This is a genomic window from Kluyvera sp. EC_51 (assembly GCF_019584505.1).
Classification (GTDB): domain Bacteria; phylum Pseudomonadota; class Gammaproteobacteria; order Enterobacterales; family Enterobacteriaceae; genus Kluyvera; species Kluyvera sichuanensis.
Genome location: NZ_VDAG01000104.1, coordinates 71600 through 92744 on the forward strand (window position 1 = coordinate 71600; position 21145 = coordinate 92744).

The window sequence follows — 21145 nt, forward strand, 5'->3', positions numbered from 1 at the left end:
TTTATCCGTAGATAACGTTTGCTTTTGCGATAAGAAGTATGCGTTAATACGTCCACGGTTTGACATACAGACCACAAAGCAGTTGAGTAAAGCAGTTCCCTTCAAGGTTATCCATTGGTACCCCTCGTAGTGACATTTCCTTTACGCTTTAAATTCTGTAAAGCATGCCATATCGCCGTAAGGCTCAATTAATTTTTAAAGGTAATTTCTATGTCCGGTAAAATGACTGGTATCGTAAAATGGTTCAACGCTGATAAAGGTTTCGGCTTCATCACTCCTGACGATGGTTCTAAAGACGTGTTCGTACACTTCTCTGCTATCCAGAACGATGGCTACAAATCTCTGGACGAAGGTCAGAAAGTTTCCTTCACCATCGAGAACGGCGCTAAAGGCCCAGCAGCTGGCAACGTAACTTCCCTGTAAGTTAACGCCGCTAAGAATTGAAAATCCCTGCCCTATGGCGGGGATTTTTTTTATCTATAGCGCGGTAAAATGCCAGCCCGACTCACGCCACTCCAGCGCATGTGTCAGTTTCAGCCTCTGTAAGAACGTCTCATCGTGAGACACCACCAGCATCGCCCCCGGAAAATCAGCCAGCGCCGCTTCAATGGCCTGCACCGATGCCAGATCGAGATGGTTGGTCGGTTCATCCAGCAACAAGAGCTGCGTAGATTCTCGCCGCCACAGCACGCAGGCCAGCGCCGCCTTTAACCGCTCACCACCGCTGAGCGCTGATAACGGCAGATTGACTTTATTCGCCCCAAGCTGCAACTGCGCCAGCCGGGTGCGAAGCACCCCTTCCTCCAGCGGCGTATCGCCCGCGCGAAGATGGTCCATTACTGATAACGATAAGTCGAACTGGCTAAGGTGCTGATCCAGCCAGGCAGCCGCGACCGAAAGCTGACAGTGTCCGGTCAGAGGCGTTTCAAGCCCAACGATCGTTTTAAGCAACGTCGTTTTTCCGCAGCCATTAGGGCCACGCAGCGCGACCCGCATCGGACCGTCCATGCGCCAGTCGAGAGCAGGATGCGCCTGATGTACCAGCTGTAACGCCTCCAGCACCAGAACCTGCTTACCGCAGGGCACCATGCTACCGGGCAGTGTAAACATCACTGGCGTATCCTCTTCCATCCGCTCCCGTGCCTGCTTCACCGCACTGTCCAATGCACTCTGCTGCTCACGATGCTGGCGCAACAGGGTACCAGGCCGCTCTCTTGCCGCCCCTTTGTACTTCACCCGTTCAAACGAGGCGATATTGAGAGAATCAACGGTGCGGAGCGTTTTGGCTGAACGCCTTTGGCAGTCATCATGCTCTTTGTGCAGCCTGGCACGCGTGTGGCGGCATGATCGAGCGCGGCTCGCGCCGCCTGCTGTTCCGCATCACGCTGCTGCTGATACTGCTCGTAGCTACCGCCATAACTGCGTAGCGTCACAGGCGTCAGCTCAAGAATGCGCGGCATCCGAGCCAACAGTTCCCGGTCGTGGCTCGCGACAAGCGCCCCGCCCTGCCAGGCGTCGAGCTGTTGATAGAACCACTCGCGTCCTGACCTATCCAGATGGTTGGTGGGTTCATCAAGGAGCAGAAAATGGGCGCCGGAGGTGAACGCAGCGCAAAGCAGCGCTTTCACCCGTTCGCCGCCGCTTAAGGAGCTGGCCAGCCTTAGCGGGCTAAACTCACCCAACCCTGCCCCCTGGAAAGCGACATGGAGCCGGTCCGATAGATCCCAGAAACCGTCCAGCGTCTCGATGTCGTCATCGTGGGGCTGGCCTTGCTCGAGACGCCACTGCGCGGCAAAAATTGCCTCGTATCCCAGCAACTCAGCTAGCGTGGTTTCCGCTGAGGCCGCATGCTGCTGAGCCACATAAGCGCAGGATGTAAAACATTCAATATGTCCGGAAGAAGGTTCATCAACGCTCGCCAGCATGCGCAGCAGTCGGGATTTGCCCACACCGTTGCGCCCGACAAGGCCACACAGTGAACGCTCCAGCGATAAATTCAGCGGGCCAAAAAGAGTATCACCCGTCGCAAACTGACAGGTAACCTGATGTAAAACAAAAGAAGGGGATTGCGCACAATGGGCCATAAGCACTCCTGAATGAAATCAATAGTTCCCCTGCTTGCGGCAAGCGCTCAGCAAGGATTCGAATTCAGCAGGTGTGTTTGTCCATTTTCAGTGTGCCTCAGTGAGACGAGGGATTCGTCGCGGCAAAGCATAAACGCATTGCGCCAGCCATTTCAAGGTTCTTTTTTGCACAATTTTCATATCCATAAAAAAATAGGCCTTCCGCTAACGGAAAACCATAATATTATTTTGGTAAATAAAATAGGGTGCATTGAGCCTGCATAACGCCGCAATAGCGGCGGGGAATATTCCCCGCCGTACGCCCTTACTGTCTAATATCGCAAGCTAAAGATGCCGCTAATTCATTGTTTCCTTGCTTAATATGCAATTCACATAATGAATCACGAACCATCCAGGTAAATAATAAAATAGTGAGACATATCACTATCAAACTATACCCTAAATAATTCGAGTTGCAGGAAGGCGGCAAGAGAGGGAATCCCCAGGAGCGTACATAAGTACGTGACTGGGGTGAGCGAACGCAGCCAACGCGCCTGCAGCTTGAAGTATGACGGGTATATACAACATAGATTTTTGCGGCATCCCTGGCCTCCTGTGTTGATTTTCAACAAGTAAGAGGCTAACCTTATGGTGTTCATGCATAGAATTGGCCTCACTTTGATTTACCATCAGGTGGGGCTTTTCTCTGTCTGCCATCGGGCGAATACCTGAGACAGACAGTCTCAAGCACCCGCAATCATTCTACCTTAAATATTACACTATCTTACTTTGATGTATTCCTAAAATATTTCTCAGTCATAAATATCTATAAACATATTTATTAATACTGGAATTATTAATGGTTCTGGTAATAATATTTTAGACATAAAAAAACCTGCTCGTGAGCAGGTTTTTAATTATCAGCAGACTGATTACTGTAGCAACGAAATATCCGCTACCTGCAGGAACAGATCGCGCAGTTTAGACAGCAGCGTCAGACGGTTCACACGCACGTTCTGGTCTTCAGCGTTAACCATCACGTTCTCGAAGAACTCATCCACCGGCTCACGCAGGGATGCCAGTTCAACCAACGCTTCCTGATAACGACCTTCCGCAAAGTACGGCTGCAGTTTGTCGCGCAGCACAACCAGGTTACCCGCCAGCTTGATTTCCGCCGCTTCTTTCAGCACGGAAGCGTGAACGATATCGTTCAGCGTTTCGTCTGATTTCGCCAGGATGTTGGATACACGCTTGTTGGCCGCAGCCAGCGCAGAGGCCTCTTCCAACGTGCGGAAGTGGGACACTGCTTTCATACGCGCATCGAAATCGGCTGGACGAGTCGGACGACGTGCCAGCACGGCCTGGATGGTGTCAACGGTGTAGCCTTCGTCCTGATACCAGGCGCGGAAACGACCGAGCATGAAGTCGATAACTTCATCCACCACTTTCGCGTTGGTCAGCTTGTCACCGTACAGACGCACCGCTTCTTCGGTGAGGGTCTGCAGATCCAGCGGCAGGTTCTTCTCAACGATGATACGCAGCACGCCCAGCGCAGCACGACGCAGCGCAAACGGGTCTTTGTCGCCTTTCGGATGCTGACCAATACCGAAGATACCCGCCAGGGTGTCCATCTTGTCAGCAATCGCCAGCGCACAAGCAACCGGGTTAGACGGCAGATCGTCACCGGCAAAGCGCGGCTGATACTGCTCGTTCAACGCAACGGCAACGTCTTCCGCTTCGCCATCATGGCGCGCGTAGTGCATGCCCATCACACCCTGGGTGTCGGTGAACTCGAAGACCATGTTGGTCATCAGGTCACACTTGGACAGCAGGCCTGCACGGGTTGCGTGGTTGACGTCAGCGCCAATCTGGCCCGCGATCCAGCCGGCCAGCGCCTGAATACGGTCAGTCTTATCACGCAGCGTACCCAGTTGCTGTTGGAACAGCACGGTTTGCAGGCGCGGCAGGTGATCTTCCAGACGTTTTTTACGGTCAGAATTGAAGAAGAACTCTGCATCAGCCAGACGTGGACGAACCACTTTCTCGTTACCGGAGATAATCTGCTGCGGGTCTTTCGACTCGATGTTCGCCACGAAGATGAAGTTTGGCAGCAGCTTGCCCGCGTTGTCATAAACCGGGAAGTACTTCTGATCGCCCTTCATGGTGTAAACCAGCGCTTCAGCTGGTACCGCGAGGAATTTCTCTTCGAACTTCGCGGTCAGCACCACCGGCCATTCCACCAGTGAGGTGACTTCTTCCAGCAGGCTTTCGCTGAGATCCGCATTGCCGCCAATCTTACGCGCCGCTTCTTCAGCATCAGCTTTAATTTTGGCTTTACGCATTTCGTAGTCAGCCATCACCATGCCGCGTTCCAGCAGAATCTGCGGGTACTGGTCGGCATTGTCGATGGTGAACTCAGGCTCGCCCATAAAACGGTGACCGCGGATGATGCGATCGGACTGCACGCCGAGAATGGTCGCCGGAACGACTTTATCACCCAGCAGCAGGGTCACGGTGTGAACCGGACGCACGAAGTGGACGTCAGACGCGCCCCAGCGCATCAGCTTAGGAATTGGCAGCTTAGCCAGCGAGTTGGCAATCATGTTCGGCAGCAGCGCTTCGGTGCTTTCACCTTTCACGTGCGCGCGATACAGCAGCCATTCGCCTTTATCTGTGGTCAGACGCTCAGCCTGATCGACGGTGATACCGCAGCCGCGCGCCCAGCCTTCAGCCGCTTTGCTTGGTTTACCTTCCGCGTCAAACGCCTGAGCAATTGCCGGGCCGCGTTTTTCAACTTCGCGATCCGCTTGCGCAGCCGCCAGATTTGCCACTTTCAGCGCCAGACGGCGAGGAGCGGCAAACCATTCAACGTTACCGTGCGCGAGGCCGGCGTTATCCAGCTCTGCCGTGACGTTCGCAGCAAAGGATTCAGCCAGGTTGCGCAGCGCTTTTGGTGGCAGCTCTTCAGTGCCGATTTCCACCAGAAAAGTATTTTCAGACATGGCCGCCTCTTATTTATTCTTGTTGCACATCGGGAAGCCGAGGGCCTCACGGGAAGCATAGTAAGCTTCTGCCACTGCTTTGGTCAGGGTACGAATGCGCAGGATATAGCGCTGACGTTCGGTGACGGAGATGGCTTTACGCGCATCCAGCAGGTTAAAGCTATGGGCGGCCTTCAGAATACGCTCGTAAGCAGGCAGCGGCAGCGGAGTTTCCAGCGCCAGCAGCTGCTGCGCTTCTTTCTCGTACTGCTCAAAGCAGGTGAACAGGAAGTCCACGTCCGCGTATTCAAAGTTGTAGGTGGACTGCTCCACTTCGTTCTGATGGAACACGTCGCCGTAGGTGGTTTTACCCAGCGGGCCGTCGCTCCAGACCAGGTCGTAAACGCTGTCTACGCCCTGAATGTACATCGCCAGACGTTCCAGACCGTAGGTGATCTCGCCGGTGATCGGCTTACATTCCAGACCGCCAACCTGCTGGAAGTAAGTGAACTGGGTCACTTCCATGCCGTTCAGCCACACTTCCCAACCCAGACCCCAGGCACCCAGCGTTGGGTTTTCCCAGTTGTCTTCCACGAAACGAATGTCGTGAATGGTCGGGTCCATACCCAGCTCTTTCAGCGATCCGAGGTACAGCTCCTGGATATTGTCCGGAGACGGTTTAATCACTACCTGGAACTGATAGTAGTGTTGTAAACGGTTCGGGTTCTCGCCATAACGGCCATCGGTTGGGCGACGGGAAGGCTGCACGTAGGCAGTTGCCATCGGTTCTGGCCCCAACGCACGCAGGCTAGTCATCGGGTGTGAGGTGCCAGCGCCAACTTCCATGTCCAGTGGTTGAACAATGGTGCAGCCCTGACGAGCCCAGTAATCCTGTAAGGTCAGGATCAGGCCCTGGAAGGTCCTGGTATCAAACTTTTGCATATGATTTCGTGCTGGATACGTGTGGATTTAAAGGAAGGAGTCAGTATACCCGCTGGCTGCGAGATATACAGTATGAAACGAGGTTGTTTAGACTAAATTGGGAAAAACAGGCCGGTTTTTGCCGCCAACCTACCTGTTTTAGCTCATGGAGAGATGTAAAAATCGGCCATCAGCATCGAAAGAGCAGACAAAACTTTCATTTCGCATGGTATAGCCACGCAGTTCGTAGCTGCCCTGAAAACGTTCAAACCCGGTGACGTCGATTTTCTTCGCCGCCGTATTATAGCGCTCTGCCGCGTTGTCTTTGCACAGTTGCTCCATGGAGAGCGAACGCTCGGAATTCACCCGCGCGCTTTGCGATTTTTGCACCACCGGCGGTTCAGCCGACGAGCACCCTGCGAGGACAATAAGTGCCAGCAAAGTAGAGAGAGACTTCATCATCATTATTTATCTTACCGGGCTGTTATTTTAGGCTTTACCCCTTTCTTACCGCCGCATTGTGCGAAGATTACTACGCCATCACAAGTGCAGGGTGAGAAACTCGGAATTATCCAGTGAGATAGCTAGCACTGGGGCGAGTCTGACCTTATTTATAGCGGAATAATAGGTATCTGATGCAAGCAAAGATTAGCTGGATTGAGAACTTACGCGGAATTGCCTGCCTGATGGTAGTGATGATCCATACTACAACCTGGTATATCACCCACCCGCACGACGTGAGCCCGCTAAGCTGGGACTTTGCCAACGTCTTAAACTCCGCTTCCCGCGTCAGCGTGCCGCTCTTTTTTATGATTTCCGGCTACCTGTTTTTCGGCCCACGCAGCGCACAGCCGCGGCATTTTCTCCGCATTGCGCTCTGCCTGCTGTTCTATAGCGCTATCGCGTTGCTGTTTATCGCCTCTTTTACCCATATCAGCGTTGAAGCCTCTTTGAAGCATCTGCTGCAAAAACCGGTGTTCTATCACCTGTGGTTTTTCTTCGCCATCATCGTCATTTACCTGGTTTCGCCGCTGATTGAGGTCAAAGCTATTAGCGGTAAAATGCTGCTGGCTTTAATGGTGGTGATTGGCCTGGTGGCAAACCCCAATACCGTTTCGTTGAGTACGCACGGTATTGAATGGTTGCCGATCAATTTGTACATCAACGGCGATACGTTCTATTACGTTATTTACGGGCTACTTGGCCGCGCCATTGGCATGATGGAGACCGATAAAAAATCGCTGACGTGGTGCTGCGGGCTGTTATTTGCAGCCGCGGTGTGGATTATTTCGCGCGGGACGCTCCACGAATTGCAATGGCGCGGCAACTTCGCCGACACCTGGTACGTCTACTGCGGCCCGATGGTCTTTATCTGCGCCGCATCGCTGCTGACATTGGTTAAAAACACCCTGAATGCACGAGTGCTTCCAGGACTGGGCTTTATTTCAAAACATTCGCTGGGTATTTATGGCTTTCACGCGCTAATTATTTACACCTTACGTACCAGCGGTCTGGAGTTAAAACGCTGGCCTGCCCTGGATATTCTCTGGATATTCACCGCAACGCTTGCCGGAAGCCTCGTGCTTTCTATGATGCTACAGCGTGTCGATACCCGTAGGCTGGTCAGTTAATACCGCGACCCGCATCAGAAGATACTGACCTGATATACAGAGACAGAACGCCGCAAAATATGCGCCTCTTTCGACCAGCGAGAGCGGCGCATTCCATAATCCCACCAGCAGCAACCCGCTAGTCATAAGCGCCACCATCTGGCAGACAGCGGCAAAACGAACGTCAAGCAGTCCGCGTTTCACTTCGCGCTGGTAGACATAGATGATGAACATGCTGGTTATCAACACACCCAGAAAATAGCCTTTACCGCTTAATAACGGACAAGCCCGCCATAAACCAATAAGGTAAATCAGGGCTCCGACAAGCATAAATAGCCATGCAATAAGCACAGAACGTTTCATTGGGATCTCCTTATCCATCAAATGCACATTATGGGATACGGGAGAACGGCGACACTGAAAAAGGGAGTCAGGAGAGCATTTCAGAATAAAACCATGCGGTTTTTTTATCGTTTTCGCCGGTTTAATTGCGGGAGCAAATCCCTCCTGCGAACAGGAGGGATTTATCATCAGGACATCAGCGGGAGAAGCTGCTGATACAACCTGCGGAAAGTCTCACGGCGCTGCTGATAAACCGTATGCTGCTGAGCATCCGGGCAATGCGTTTGTTCCAACTGCAGTTGCGGCAGCAGGTCTGAAAGCGGTTTGTCCGGATTAACGGCAATTTGCGCCAGCCGCGCTGCACCCAGCGCCGGGCCAACATCCCCCCCGGTGCGATAGTCCAGCTGCAGCCCACTAATATCCGCCAGCATTTGTCGCCACCAGGGGCTGCGCGCGCCACCGCCGATAAGCGTGATGCTCTTTGGCGTCACGCCGCAGGCATGCACGACATCCATCCCATCCGCCAGCGCGTAGCCCACGCCTTCAAGCACCGCACGCGCCAGCTCGGCAGGCCCATGCTGGTGAGTCAGACCAAAGAAGACGCCCTTGGCCTGCGGATTATTGTGCGGTGTGCGTTCACCGGAAAGATACGGCAGGAACCAGATAGGATCAGCCTGATTATCGGCAGATTCCGCCGCGCTAATCAGCGCAGGCACGGTCGTCAGGCCGGTCAGCCTGGCGGCCCAATCCAGACAGGAGGCCGCGCTCAGCATCACCGACATCAGGTGCCAACGGCCCGGCAGCGCGTGACAGAAGCTATGTACGGCGCTTTCCGGCTTGCTCAGGAAACCTTCGCTCACCGCAAAGTAGACCCCCGATGTTCCCAACGACAGCATCGCCTGACCGGCATCCGCCATCCCGACGCCGACGGCGCCAGCGGCATTATCACCACCACCGGCCACGACCGGCACCGCAGGCATATTCCATGCGCTGGCCACCGCTGGCAGCAGGTGCCCGGTGATGTCGCAGCCTTCATACAGCGCAGGCATGTTGTCACGGCTCAGATGACAGGCGGCAAGCATCTCGTCGCTCCAGTCACGCTTCGCCACGTCCATCCACATGGTACCGGCAGCATCTGACATATCGCTGGCAAAGTCGCCGGTCATCCGCAGACGGAGATAATCTTTTGGTAACAGTACTTTATCAACCTGACGGAAGATTTCGGGTTCATGGCGCTGCACCCACAGCAGTTTCGGCGCGGTAAAGCCCGGCATCATCAGATTGCCGGTTATCTGTCGCGATGTTTTAACCTGCGCTTCCAGCAGTTCACACTCTTGCGCGCAGCGGCCATCGTTCCACAGAATCGCGGGACGCAGCACGCGCTGTTGTTTATCCAGCAGCGTTGCACCATGCATTTGCCCAGCGATCCCCAGCGCTTTCACCCCTTGCAGGCTATGCTGCTGACCGAGCCCCTTCATGGCACGATCCGTCGCCTGCCACCACTGCTCAGGATCCTGTTCGGACCATAGCGGATGCGGACGGGAAACCGTCAGTTTTTCCGTCTGCGACGCCAGGACTGTACCCTGCTCATCAAGCAGAATCGCCTTAACGCCAGACGTGCCTAGATCTATGCCGATATACATCGCGACTGCTCCTTTAGGTGGTACGATGCCCGGCAAGCTTGCGCTCCCGGGCACGGTATACTGCGAAATGCGTGATGAACTTACTTGTCGAACAGGTAGTGGTTTACCAGCCCTTCCAGCAGTTCCTGATGGCCGCTCTGGTGCTGCGGCGCCAGCTGATGCTGTTCAGCATATTTCGCCAGATCCTGCAGTGACATCTGACCTTTGAGGATCTGCTGACCCAGTTCGCCGTTCCAACCCGCATAGCGTTTCGCCACACGTTTATCCAGCTCGCCGCCTTCAATCATACGGGCCGCCACTTTCAGGGACAGCGCCATCGTGTCCATCGCGCCGATATGGCCGTAGAACAGGTCATATTTATCGGTGCTTTGACGACGAACTTTCGCATCGAAGTTCAGGCCACCGGTGGTAAAGCCGCCCGCTTTCAGGATTTCGTACATCACCAGCGCATTTTCTTCTACGCTGTTCGGGAACTGGTCGGTATCCCAACCCAGCTGCGGGTCACCGCGGTTCGCATCGACGGAACCAAACAGGCCCAGCGCAATGGCGGTCGCAATTTCGTGATGGAAAGAGTGGCCCGCCAGCGTAGCGTGGTTCGCTTCAATGTTGAGCTTAATCTCTTTTTCCAGACCGAACTGCTTCAGGAAGCCATAAACGGTTGATGCATCGTAGTCATACTGGTGTTTGGTCGGTTCCTGAGGTTTCGGCTCGATAAGCAGCGTGCCCTGGAAGCCAATTTTGTGTTTGTGCTCAACCACCATCTGCATGAAGCGGCCAATCTGTTCACGTTCCTGACGCAGATCGGTATTCAGCAGTGATTCATAGCCTTCGCGACCACCCCACAGCACATAGTTTTCGCCACCCAATTTATGGGTTGCATTCATGGCGGTGAACACCTGAGTCGCCGCCCAGCTAAAGACTTCTGGGTCCGGGTTAGTCGCTGCGCCCGCGCCGTAGCGTGGGTTAGTGAAGCAGTTTGCGGTACCCCACAGTAACTTCACGCCGCTCTGCTGCTGTTTTTCAGCCAGCACGTCCACCATCTGAGCAAAGTTATTCAGATACTCTTTCAGGTTGGCGCCTTCCGGGGAGACGTCCACGTCGTGGAAGCAGTAATAAGGCACGTTCAGTTTGTGGAAGAATTCAAACGCCACATCAGCTTTGCGTTTCGCACGCTCAATGGCTTCGCCTGGCTGCTGCCAAGGGCGATCGAATGAGCCGACACCAAACATATCCGCACCGTTCCAGCAGAAGGTATGCCAGTAGCAGGCTGCAAAGCGCAGGTGGTCTTCCATACGTTTGCCCAGCACGAGTTCATCTGGGTTGTAGTGGCGGAAAGCCAGCGGATTTTCGGTTTTTGGGCCTTCGAAACGAACACGATCCAGTTGGTCGAAATAAGCTTGCATAATGAACTCCATAATCTGACACGCGGCGAGGAATACTTCGTGTTGTAATACTGAATTCTGATTTGCGGTAGCTCAATTACGTTATTTCACACTGCTATTAAGAGAATCCACAAATGTGCGCTGGCTCGCAAAATAAATAGGAATCCGCCTCTCTTTATGTCAGCAAATTTTGCATAAAGTAATTTTAAAATCAGATCGCGGTCAAAAATTGACAATTAAACGAAATATCGTAATGGGAAGATAAAAATCTGTAATTGCCAGCAAGCGTATACATGTTAAAAATTTGCTGCGTGTTAAGTCATCTCTGTTTCTTTTATCGCCAATCTCATCTCCTATCCCTACAGAAGGCATTACGATTATGAAGATAAAGAACCTTTGCCTCACACTCTGCGCATCGCTACTTCTCACCAGCATGGCGAGCAGTGCTAAAGAAGTCAAAATCGGTATGGCTATTGATGACCTGCGCCTGGAGCGCTGGCAGAAAGACCGTGACATCTTCGTGAACAAGGCCGAACAGCTTGGCGCACAGGTCTTCGTGCAGTCCGCCAACGGCAACGAAGAGACGCAAATGTCGCAGATAGAAAATATGATCAACCGCGGCGTGGATGTCCTTGTTATTATTCCTTATAACGGCCAGGTACTTAGCAACGTAATTAAAGAAGCCAAACAAGAAGGCATTAAAGTATTAGCCTATGACCGCATGATTAATAACGCGGATATCGATTTTTATATTTCCTTCGACAATGAAAAAGTCGGTGAGATGCAGGCACAAAGTCTGGTCAACCAGGTCCCTCAAGGTAATTATTTCCTGATGGGCGGTTCACCGGTTGATAATAATGCCAAGCTGTTCCGCGCCGGGCAGATGAAAGTATTAAAACCTTATATTGATGACGGCAAGATTAAAGTCGTAGGCGATCAATGGGTTGACGGCTGGCTGCCGGAAAATGCGCTGAAAATTATGGAGAACGCCCTCACCGCCAACAATAACAAAGTAGATGCGGTGGTCGCCTCGAACGATGCCACTGCAGGCGGCGCCATTCAGGCACTTAGCGCCCAGGGCCTGGCTGGCAAAGTGGCCATTTCTGGCCAGGATGCCGATCTGGCTGGCGTGAAGCGCATCATCAACGGCACGCAGACCATGACCGTGTATAAGCCGATTACGCTGCTGGCCAACAGCGCAGCAGAGATTGCCGTCGAACTCGGTAACGGAAAACAGCCTAAAGCCGATGCCACGCTGAATAACGGGCTGAAAGATGTACCGTCCCGCCTGCTGACCCCGATTGAAGTCAATAAAACCAATATTGACGAGACCGTAGTGAAAGACGGTTTCCATAAGAAGAGCGAACTCTAAACGGCCCGCCCCGGCCTCGCGCTGGGGCAGCCTGGCTTACGCGGAGCACAAGCACTTATGCCGTATTTACTCGAAATGAAAAACATCACCAAAACCTTCGGGGTGGTGAAGGCGATTGATAATGTCAGCCTGCGATTAAACCCCGGCGAGGTGGTTTCCCTGTGCGGCGAAAATGGTTCAGGGAAATCGACTTTAATGAAGGTGTTATGCGGTATTTATCCGCATGGCAGCTATGAAGGGGAAATCGTTTTTGCCGGTGAGACGCTACAGCCGACGCATATTCGCGACACCGAGCGCAAAGGCATTGCCATTATTCACCAGGAGCTGGCGCTGGTTAAGCATCTGACCGTGCTGGAGAACATTTTCCTCGGTGCGGAAATTAGCCGCCACGGCGTGCTGGATTACGACACCATGACGCTGCGCTGCGAAAAGCTGCTCGCGCAGGTCAACCTGGCCATTTCGCCGGATACGCGAGTGGGAGATTTAGGGCTCGGGCAACAGCAACTGGTTGAAATTGCTAAGGCGCTGAATAAACAGGTGCGACTGCTGATCCTTGACGAACCCACCGCGTCGTTAACCGAACAGGAAACCGGCGTGCTGCTGGGGATTATTCGCGATCTGCAGAACCACGGCATCGCCTGCGTCTACATCTCCCACAAGCTCAACGAAGTCAAAGCCATCTCAGACACCATCTGCGTGATCCGCGACGGCCAGCACATTGGTACCCGCGATGCCACCAACATGACCGAAGATGACATCATCACCATGATGGTTGGGCGCGAACTGACCGCGCTTTATCCGAGCGAACCTCACTCCGCCGGTGACGAAATTCTACGCGTGGAGCATCTCACCGCCTGGCACCCCGTGAACCGTCACATTAAACGCGTTAACAATATCTCCTTTAACCTCAAGCGTGGGGAGATCCTCGGTATCGCGGGCCTGGTCGGCGCCGGGAGAACCGAGGCGGTTCAGTGTCTGTTTGGCGTATGGCGCGGGCGCTGGGAGGGAAAAATCTTTATTGATGGCAAGCCGGTGGATATCCGCAACTGCCAGCAGGCCATCGCCCACGGCATTGCGATGGTACCGGAGGACCGCAAAAAAGACGGTATCGTGCCGGTGATGGCGGTCGGTAAGAACATTACGCTCGCCGCGCTGAGCGACTTCAGCGGCGCGCTCAGCAGCCTTGATGACGCCAAAGAGCAGCAGTGCATTTTGCAATCCATTCAACGCCTGAAGGTCAAAACCTCTTCGCCGGATCTCGCCATTGGTCGCCTGAGCGGCGGCAACCAGCAAAAAGCCATTCTGGCGCGCTGTCTGCTGCTCAATCCACGCATCCTCATTCTGGATGAACCCACGCGCGGGATCGATATCGGCGCGAAATACGAAATCTACAAGCTTATCAATCAACTGGTGCAGCAAGGGATTGCCGTCATCGTTATCTCTTCTGAATTGCCGGAGGTACTGGGTCTGAGCGACCGGGTGCTGGTGATGCATGAAGGGAAATTAAAAGCCAACCTGGTCAACGACAATCTGACTCAGGAACAAGTGATGGAAGCCGCCTTAAGGAGTGAACGTCATGTCGAAAAACAACCCGTCTGAAATCAAACTGGCGGCCCCTGCATCCGCCCCTGCATTGCGGCTAAAATCGCTTAACCTGCAGGTCTTCGTCATGATCGCGGCCATTATTGTGATTATGCTGTTCTTCACCTGGACCACCGAAGGCGCTTACCTCAGCGCGCGAAACGTCTCTAACCTGCTGCGCCAGACCGCCATCACCGGCATTCTCGCCGTCGGCATGGTGTTTGTGATTATCTCCGCCGAAATCGACCTCTCCGTCGGCTCCATGATGGGCCTGCTGGGCGGTGCTGCGGCTATTTTTGACGTCTGGCTGGGCTGGCCGCTACCGCTGACCATTATCGTTACACTGGCGATGGGCCTGGTGCTCGGTGCCTGGAACGGGTGGTGGGTGGCCTATCGCAAAGTGCCGTCGTTTATCGTCACCCTGGCCGGGATGCTAGCCTTCCGCGGCATTCTGATTGGCATCACTAACGGCACCACCGTTTCCCCTACCAGCGCGGCCATGTCGCAGATTGGTCAAAGCTACCTGCCAAACGGCATTGGCTTTACCTTTGGCGCCATCGGGCTGATGGCATTTGTGGCCTGGCAATGGCGCGGGCGGATGCGCCGTCAGTCGATGGGGCTCGGTACACCAGCATCCAGCGGCGTGGTGGGGCGTCAGGCGCTGACGGCGGTGATTGTGCTAGGCGCCATCTGGTTGCTCAACGATTATCGCGGCGTTCCAACTCCGGTACTTCTCCTCACACTGCTGCTATTAGCAGGGATGTTTATGGCAACCCGCACCGCCTTTGGTCGGCGCATTTACGCCATCGGCGGCAATATCGAAGCGGCGCGTCTCTCCGGTATTAACGTTGAGCGCAATAAGCTTGCGGTGTTTGCCATTAATGGCCTGATGGTCGCAATTGCTGGGCTGATCCTTAGCTCACGCCTGGGGGCGGGTTCGCCGTCTGCCGGGAACATTGCCGAACTGGATGCTATTGCCGCCTGCGTTATCGGCGGAACCAGCCTGGCGGGCGGTGTCGGTAGCGTAGCTGGCGCGGTGATGGGGGCATTTATTATGGCTTCACTCGACAACGGAATGAGTATGATGGACGTGCCCACTTTCTGGCAATATATCGTCAAAGGTGCAATTTTATTACTTGCCGTCTGGATGGATTCCGCAACCAAACGGCGTGCTTGATTGCCCAGCCGTGGTGTTGCCGTTCCCCATGACGGCAACACCCCTCATGATTCACGAGGATCCCTGAACCATGTTTGGAAAACGTCACCGCGTGACGCTGCTATTCAATGCCAATAAAGCCTTTGACCGTCAGGTGGTTGAAGGCGTGGGCGAATACTTACAGGCGTCGCAATCTGAGTGGGATATCTTCATAGAAGAAGACTTCCGCGCACGTATCGAAAACATCAAAGAGTGGCTGGGCGATGGCGTTATCGCCGACTACGACGACCCGACTATCGAAGCGCTCCTGACCGACGTCAACGTCCCCATCGTCGGCGTAGGCGGCTCCTATCACCGCCAGGAGCAGTATCCTCCCGTTCACTATATCGCCACCGATAACTATGCGCTGGTTGAAAGCGCCTTTCTGCACCTGAAGGAAAAAGGGGTGCATCGCTTTGCGTTTTACGGGCTACCCTCCGCTAGCGGCAAACGCTGGGCCGAGGAGCGCGAATATGCCTTTAGCCAGATCGTCGCCAAAGAGAAATATCGCGGCGTCATCTACCAGGGCCAGCAGACCGCCCCGGAAAACTGGCAGCATGCGCAAAATCGGCTGGCCGATTGGCTGCAAACCCTCCCGCCGCAAACCGGCATTATTGCCGTTACCGACTCCCGCGCCCGCCATGTCCTGCAAGCCTGTGAGCATCTGCATATTCCGGTACCGGAGAAGCTGTGCGTGATTGGCATCGATAACGAAGAGTTGACGCGCTACCTCTCGCGCGTGGCCCTTTCCTCGGTGGCGCAAGGGGCCAGGCAGATGGGGTATCAGGCGGCGAAACTGATGCAACGACTGCTCGATAACGAAGTCCTGCCGCTCCAGCGCGTGCTGGTCCCTCCGATGCGGGTGATGGAGCGACGCTCCACCGACTACCGCTCTTTGAACGATCCGGCGGTAATTCAGGCGATGCACTACATTCGCAATAACGCCTGTAAGGGCATTAAGGTCGAGCAGGTGCTGGACTCGGTGGGTATATCCCGCTCAAACCTCGAGAAGCGTTTTAAAGAAGAGGTAGGGGAAACGATTCATGCGGTGATCCACAGCGAAAAGCTGGAAAAAGCCCGCAGCCTGCTGGTTTCAACCTCTCTGTCGATTAACGAGATCTCACAGATGTGCGGGTATCCCTCGCTGCAGTACTTCTATTCGGTGTTTAAGAAAGAGTACGACACCACACCAAAAGAGTATCGCGAGCAGCACAGCGAATCCTTGATTCAGACTTAAGCCAGAGACATAAAAAAAGGCCTTCCAGTGGAAGGCCTTTTTTCAATACCGCGCCGATTACATATGTGCAGCAATCAGACGCTGGTTGTCCTGGTACATCGCGAACAGGTAGTCGTTATAGCTTGAACCCTTGGTCGAATACCCTTTCAGCTTATGAATCATCGCCGTGGCGGTGAGTTCCTGATCCGACTTACGCATTTGGGCGCGAGATTTACGGAACGAGGCATAAGCCGGGTGCGTATTCAGGTTAGCTGCGTAGGCCTGAACGGACTCCTTTACGGAATCAAACTTGGTGTAACCATTCACTGAACCTGAGCCATTTTTACAGCCTTTCCCGCATTTCATGCCGAACAGGTTGTTATTGGCACGCGCCAGTTTAGAGGTACCCCAGCCGCTTTCAGCAGCTGCCATCGTTGCGACCATGCTGCCTGGGATAATATCAACACGCTCAAGCAGCGAGTTCCACGGCACCTTACGGGTGTTGCCGTTCCAGCTGACTTTGTAGCGCGCAGCGATATCTTTCAGACGCGCACGTTCAGACGGCGACCAACGGCCTTCGTACTGCTTAGAAACCAGCCAGTTACGATCGGCAGTGATAGCTGCATTTTGGCTTGTGATATAAGGCATTACCGTCCGGAGAAACGCTCTTTTCCTTGGGGTTCCGGAAGGGTATTTTCGCAAATCAGGAAGTGAACTGCTCTTTACACTATTGCGAGAATACTCTTGTTTACTGCTTGCCTTGCTATAACTTGCCTTTGTTACTTTTGGTGCCGTCGCCTTCGTATGTTTTGTTACCGAGGCTTTTTGATGCTTCGTTACCGTGTGTGTTGTTGCAAACACCCCACCTGAAAAAGTCCAGATGAGTAACATAAGTATCGCGGCCCCATATCGTCGAATGGGAGTCGATATCATTAGGTCTCCTGGTCGGATTTAATCATTCCAACGCCTTATTATTTCAAAAAATTGAGAGCTGAATCTCAAATTATAGCAAAAATACCCCGCCAACGCACGCTCAGGAAATAGTCCGATTCCGAATCGGCATGTGGACGCGATTCAGCATAAGACAAATTGCGCAGGCAAAATGTCAGCCACCTCTCATTTTAGTTCATTTTTTGACCTCTATCACTCAGCCCTGCTTCTCCTCCTTTTACCAGGATGAGTACAGCGCGATAAGCGACTGGCACACTAAGGAAAAATTCGTTGGCACAAGGATCCCGGAATGAAATTCGCCGCCCTGATACCGCTACTGATTCCCACTTTTGCTGGCGCAGCTAGCTGGTCCAGCGAGGGCTTTCCTGCTTTTTCAGCGGAAGGCACCGGCAAGTTCAGCAGCCAAAAAATGCTCGCTAAGGGTACTCGCCCGCTAAGACTGAATTTTGACCAACAGTGCTGGCAGCCCTCTTCACCCATTCGCCTCAACCAAATGTTGTCGCTGGAACCGTGCCAGGGCGAAGCGCCGCAGTGGCGTCTATTTCGTGACGGCAGTTACGTACTGGAGGTTGATACCCGCTCAGGAACACCCACGCTCACCATTGCGGTACAAAACGATGCCCAGGACGGCGCAAACACCATAGCCGTTCGCCAGTGCCCGCGCTGGGACGGCAAACCGCTGACGCTGGATGTCGCCAACACCTTCCCGGAAGGCAGCACCGTGCGCGATTTTTACAGCGGCCAGACGGCAACGGTAAAGCAGGGAAAGATCACGCTGCGCCCGGCCGATAACAGCAACGGCCTCCTGTTGCTTGAAAGCTTAGAGGTCTCCAGCACTGCGCCGTTTAGCTGGCACAACGCCACGGTCTATTTCGTACTGACCGACCGTTACGTCAACGGCGACCCAAGCAACGACCATAGCTATGGTCGTCATAACGACGGCATGCAAGAGATTGGCACCTTCCACGGCGGCGATCTGAAAGGCTTGACCAGCAAGCTCGACTATCTGCAAAAACTGGGGGTCAATGCGCTGTGGATTAGCTCTCCGCTCGAGCAGATCCACGGCTGGGTTGGCGGTGGCACAAAAGGCGACTTCCCGCATTATGCCTATCACGGCTACTACACCCAGGACTGGACGCGTCTGGACGCCAATATGGGTACCGAAGACGACCTGCGTGCGTTGGTGGATGGCGCACATCAGCGCGGCATACGCATTCTGTTTGACGTGGTGATGAACCACACCGGCTACGCTACCCTTGCCGATATGCAGCAGTACCAGTTCGGCGCGCTCTATCTTAAAGGCGATGACATCACCAAAACGCTGGGCCAGCGGTGGACGGACTGGAAGCCAGGCCCTGGCCAGACCTGGCATAGCTTTAACGATTACATCAACTTTAGCGATAAAGCCGCGTGGGAAAAATGGTGGGGCAAAGCGTGGGTCCGCACCGATATTGGTGATTACGACAACCCCGGGTTTGATGATTTAACCATGTCGCTGGCATTCCTGCCGGACCTCAAGACCGAGTCCACCACGCCGAGCGGGCTGCCGAATTTCTACCGCAACAAGCCGGATACCCACGCCAGCGCCATCGAGGGCTTTACGCCACGCGACTATCTGACTCACTGGCTCAGCCAATGGGTGCGCGACTACGGTATTGACGGTTTCCGCGTGGATACCGCCAAACACGTTGAGATGGCCGCCTGGCAGCAACTCAAAGCGCAATCTATCGAGGCGCTAGCCGAGTGGAAGAAAGCCAACCCGCAAAAAGCGCTCGACGCAGCGCCGTTCTGGATGACCGGCGAAGCCTGGGGACACGGCGTAATGGAGAGCGAGTACTACCGCCACGGTTTTGATGCGATGATCAACTTCGATTACCAGGATCAGGCGGCAAAAGCTACCGACTGCCTGGCCAATATCGATATGACCTGGCAGCAGATGGCCGACAAGCTGCAAAGCTTCAACGTCTTAAGCTACCTATCATCACACGATACCCGCCTGTTCCGCGAAAAAGGCAATAACGCCGCTGAACTGTTGCTGCTTGCTCCCGGCGCTGTGCAGATCTTCTACGGTGATGAGTCCAATCGTCCCTTTGGGCCAACCGGCTCAGACCCGCTACAGGGCACTCGCTCACAGATGAACTGGCAGGACGTCACCGGTCAATCCGCCGCCGCGGTCACACACTGGCAAACGCTGGGCCAGTTCCGCGCCCGTCACCCTGCTATCGGCGCGGGCAAGCAAACCACTCTTACTCTCCCACAAGGCTATGGTTTTGTTCGTCAAATGGGTGGAGATAAAGTGATGGTCGTCTGGGCTGGTAAGCCATAATTTTTTCTTATCATGGCCCGCATTTATCATACGGGCTTCTTTAGAATAAATGACTACATAAACACAAATATCACGCGTTATCCGCTAAAGTACCTTCCGCGAGGTCATTTGCACCCCATCGTCAGTGGCGTTATCGTTATCGGCTTCACAGAACAAGCAATAGAAGCTCGGCTATGACATTTTCACTTTTTGGCGACAAATTCACCCGCCATTCGGGCATTACCCGCCTGATGGAAGACCTCAACGACGGTTTACGCACTCCAGGTGCCATCATGCTAGGCGGCGGTAACCCGGCGCAGATCCCTGAGATGAACGCGTACTTCAATAATCTACTGGCGGAGATGCTGGAAAGCGGCAAAGTCTCTGAAGCGCTGTGTAATTACGATGGTCCTCAGGGCAAAAATGAACTGCTCGTCGCCCTGGCCGATATGCTGCGCAATGAATTAGGTTGGGAGATCGGTCCACAGAATATTGCACTAACAAATGGCAGCCAAAGCGCGTTTTTCTACTTGTTCAATCTGTTCGCCGGACGACGTGCGGACGGTTCTACTCGCAAAGTGCTGTTCCCGTTAACGCCAGAGTACATTGGCTATGCGGATTCCGGCCTCGAAGACGATCTGTTTGTCTCTACCCGCCCGCACATTGAACTGCTCCCGGAAGGGCAGTTTAAGTATCACGTCGATTTCGATAATTTACCGATCGGTGAAGACACCGGGATGATCTGCGTTTCACGCCCGACCAACCCAACGGGTAACGTGATCACCGACGATGAACTGAAACAGCTCGATGCATTGGCCAACCAGCACGGCGTCCCGCTGGTTATCGATAATGCCTACGGTGTTCCTTTCCCAGGAATCATCTTTAGCGAGGCGCGCCCGCTGTGGAACCCGAACACCGTGCTGTGCATGAGCCTGTCCAAACTCGGCCTGCCGGGTAGCCGCTGCGGCATCATCATTGCCAACAAGTCGATTATCACCGCCATCAGCAATATGAACGGTATCATCAGCCTTGCGCCGGGCGGCATTGGGCCGGCGATCATGTGCGAAATGATTAAGCGCCACGATCTGCTGCGACTGTCAGAAACGGTCATCAAGCCGTTCTACTACCAGCGAGTTCAGGAGACCATCGCCATCCTTCGCCGCTATTTACCGGAAGAGCGCTGCCTCATCCATAAGCCTGAAGGGGCCATCTTCCTGTGGCTGTGGTTTAAAGATTTGCCGATTACCACCGAAGTGCTTTATCAGCGTCTGAAAAAACGCGGCGTCCTGATGGTGCCCGGTGATTTCTTCTTCCCTGGGCTGGATAAACCCTGGCCGCATACCCACCAGTGTATGCGCATGAACTATGTGCCGGAGCCGGATAAAATTGAAGCCGGTGTCAAAATTCTTGCTGAAGAAATTGAATTAGCCTGGAATGAACAGCGTTAAAATATAATATATCAGCCTCCAAAATATGGAGGCTGATATTTTTCTGTGATCTGCATTGTTATTTTTGAAAAAGAAAATAGAAATACATCCTCACTACCCCACTCGGATTACTCCCAATTTCAGCCTGCTATTTTA

16 protein-coding genes and 1 pseudogene are annotated in these 21145 nt (G+C 53.8%); 8 read left to right on the forward strand and 9 right to left on the reverse strand.

Annotated features, from left to right (window positions below; all coding sequences use genetic code 11):
- Positions 1 to 210: 210 nt before the first annotated feature.
- Positions 211 to 423 carry an RNA chaperone/antiterminator CspA gene (gene cspA / locus FHC49_RS19830; protein ID WP_035893107.1) on the forward strand — a complete coding sequence of 71 codons (213 nt, stop codon included), beginning with the start codon at positions 211 to 213 and terminating at the stop codon, positions 421 to 423.
- 54 nt (positions 424 to 477) lie between these two features.
- Here cspA and FHC49_RS19835 read toward each other — a convergent pair.
- The 5 genes and pseudogenes from FHC49_RS19835 to FHC49_RS19855 all read right to left on the reverse strand — a co-directional run bounded on the left by FHC49_RS19835 (position 478) and on the right by FHC49_RS19855 (position 6430).
- Positions 478 to 2084: pseudogene (locus FHC49_RS19835) on the reverse strand (ABC-F family ATP-binding cassette domain-containing protein).
- A 304-nt stretch (positions 2085 to 2388) separates the two neighbouring features.
- Positions 2389 to 2553, reverse strand: coding sequence for a type I toxin-antitoxin system toxin HokA (hokA, locus tag FHC49_RS19840; RefSeq protein ID WP_220440678.1), 165 nt, complete (start codon positions 2551 to 2553; stop codon positions 2389 to 2391).
- Between the two features lie 442 nt (positions 2554 to 2995).
- A complete protein-coding gene (gene glyS / locus FHC49_RS19845; protein ID WP_185667436.1) occupies positions 2996 to 5065 on the reverse strand; it encodes a glycine--tRNA ligase subunit beta in 2070 nt (689 codons plus the stop codon).
- 9 nt (positions 5066 to 5074) lie between these two features.
- Positions 5075 to 5986 (reverse strand): glycine--tRNA ligase subunit alpha, encoded by a 912-nt coding sequence (glyQ, locus tag FHC49_RS19850; RefSeq protein ID WP_035893112.1) that lies wholly within the window; start codon positions 5984 to 5986, stop codon positions 5075 to 5077.
- Between the two features lie 138 nt (positions 5987 to 6124).
- Entirely contained in the window at positions 6125 to 6430 is a 306-nt protein-coding gene (locus FHC49_RS19855; RefSeq protein ID WP_185667437.1) for a YsaB family lipoprotein, read from the reverse strand.
- Positions 6431 to 6600: 170 nt separating this feature from the next.
- Between FHC49_RS19855 and FHC49_RS19860 the strand changes: the two genes are divergently transcribed.
- Positions 6601 to 7596, forward strand: a complete 996-nt coding sequence (locus tag FHC49_RS19860) for an acyltransferase (RefSeq protein ID WP_220440679.1) — start codon at positions 6601 to 6603, stop codon at positions 7594 to 7596.
- Here FHC49_RS19860 and yiaB read toward each other — a convergent pair.
- The 3 genes from yiaB to xylA all read right to left on the reverse strand — a co-directional run bounded on the left by yiaB (position 7561) and on the right by xylA (position 10963).
- The gene (gene yiaB, locus FHC49_RS19865) at positions 7561 to 7938 is read right to left on the reverse strand and encodes an inner membrane protein YiaB (RefSeq protein ID WP_220440680.1); all 378 of its coding nucleotides are present in this window, start codon (positions 7936 to 7938) and stop codon (positions 7561 to 7563) included. The genes FHC49_RS19860 and yiaB overlap by 36 nt on opposite strands.
- A gap of 167 nt (positions 7939 to 8105) precedes the next feature.
- Positions 8106 to 9560: a xylulokinase gene (gene xylB / locus FHC49_RS19870; protein WP_185667440.1), complete on the reverse strand. Its 1455-nt coding sequence runs from the start codon at positions 9558 to 9560 to the stop codon at positions 8106 to 8108.
- A gap of 80 nt (positions 9561 to 9640) precedes the next feature.
- A complete protein-coding gene (xylA, locus tag FHC49_RS19875) occupies positions 9641 to 10963 on the reverse strand; it encodes a xylose isomerase (RefSeq protein ID WP_185667441.1) in 1323 nt (440 codons plus the stop codon).
- Positions 10964 to 11321: 358 nt separating this feature from the next.
- Here xylA and xylF point away from each other — a divergent pair, with 358 nt between their 5' ends.
- The 4 genes from xylF to xylR all read left to right on the forward strand — a co-directional run bounded on the left by xylF (position 11322) and on the right by xylR (position 16327).
- Positions 11322 to 12314, forward strand: coding sequence for a D-xylose ABC transporter substrate-binding protein (gene xylF, locus FHC49_RS19880; RefSeq protein ID WP_185667442.1), 993 nt, complete (start codon positions 11322 to 11324; stop codon positions 12312 to 12314).
- Between the two features lie 57 nt (positions 12315 to 12371).
- Positions 12372 to 13913 carry a xylose ABC transporter ATP-binding protein gene (locus FHC49_RS19885; protein ID WP_220440681.1) on the forward strand — a complete coding sequence of 514 codons (1542 nt, stop codon included), beginning with the start codon at positions 12372 to 12374 and terminating at the stop codon, positions 13911 to 13913.
- Positions 13891 to 15072 carry a xylose ABC transporter permease XylH gene (xylH, locus tag FHC49_RS19890; protein ID WP_220440682.1) on the forward strand — a complete coding sequence of 394 codons (1182 nt, stop codon included), beginning with the start codon at positions 13891 to 13893 and terminating at the stop codon, positions 15070 to 15072. The genes FHC49_RS19885 and xylH overlap by 23 nt, the downstream gene beginning before the upstream one ends.
- Positions 15073 to 15142: 70 nt before the next feature.
- Positions 15143 to 16327 carry a D-xylose utilization transcriptional activator XylR gene (gene xylR / locus FHC49_RS19895; protein ID WP_185667445.1) on the forward strand — a complete coding sequence of 395 codons (1185 nt, stop codon included), beginning with the start codon at positions 15143 to 15145 and terminating at the stop codon, positions 16325 to 16327.
- 57 nt (positions 16328 to 16384) lie between these two features.
- Here the strand turns inward: xylR and FHC49_RS19900 are convergent, their stop codons facing one another.
- Positions 16385 to 17239 (reverse strand): protein bax, encoded by an 855-nt coding sequence (locus tag FHC49_RS19900; RefSeq protein WP_220440683.1) that lies wholly within the window; start codon positions 17237 to 17239, stop codon positions 16385 to 16387.
- Between the two features lie 307 nt (positions 17240 to 17546).
- Between FHC49_RS19900 and FHC49_RS19905 the strand changes: the two genes are divergently transcribed.
- Positions 17547 to 19583, forward strand: coding sequence for an alpha-amylase (locus FHC49_RS19905; RefSeq protein WP_220440684.1), 2037 nt, complete (start codon positions 17547 to 17549; stop codon positions 19581 to 19583).
- 173 nt (positions 19584 to 19756) lie between these two features.
- The gene (gene avtA, locus FHC49_RS19910) at positions 19757 to 21010 is read left to right on the forward strand and encodes a valine--pyruvate transaminase (protein WP_220440685.1); all 1254 of its coding nucleotides are present in this window, start codon (positions 19757 to 19759) and stop codon (positions 21008 to 21010) included.
- Positions 21011 to 21145 lie beyond the last annotated feature (135 nt).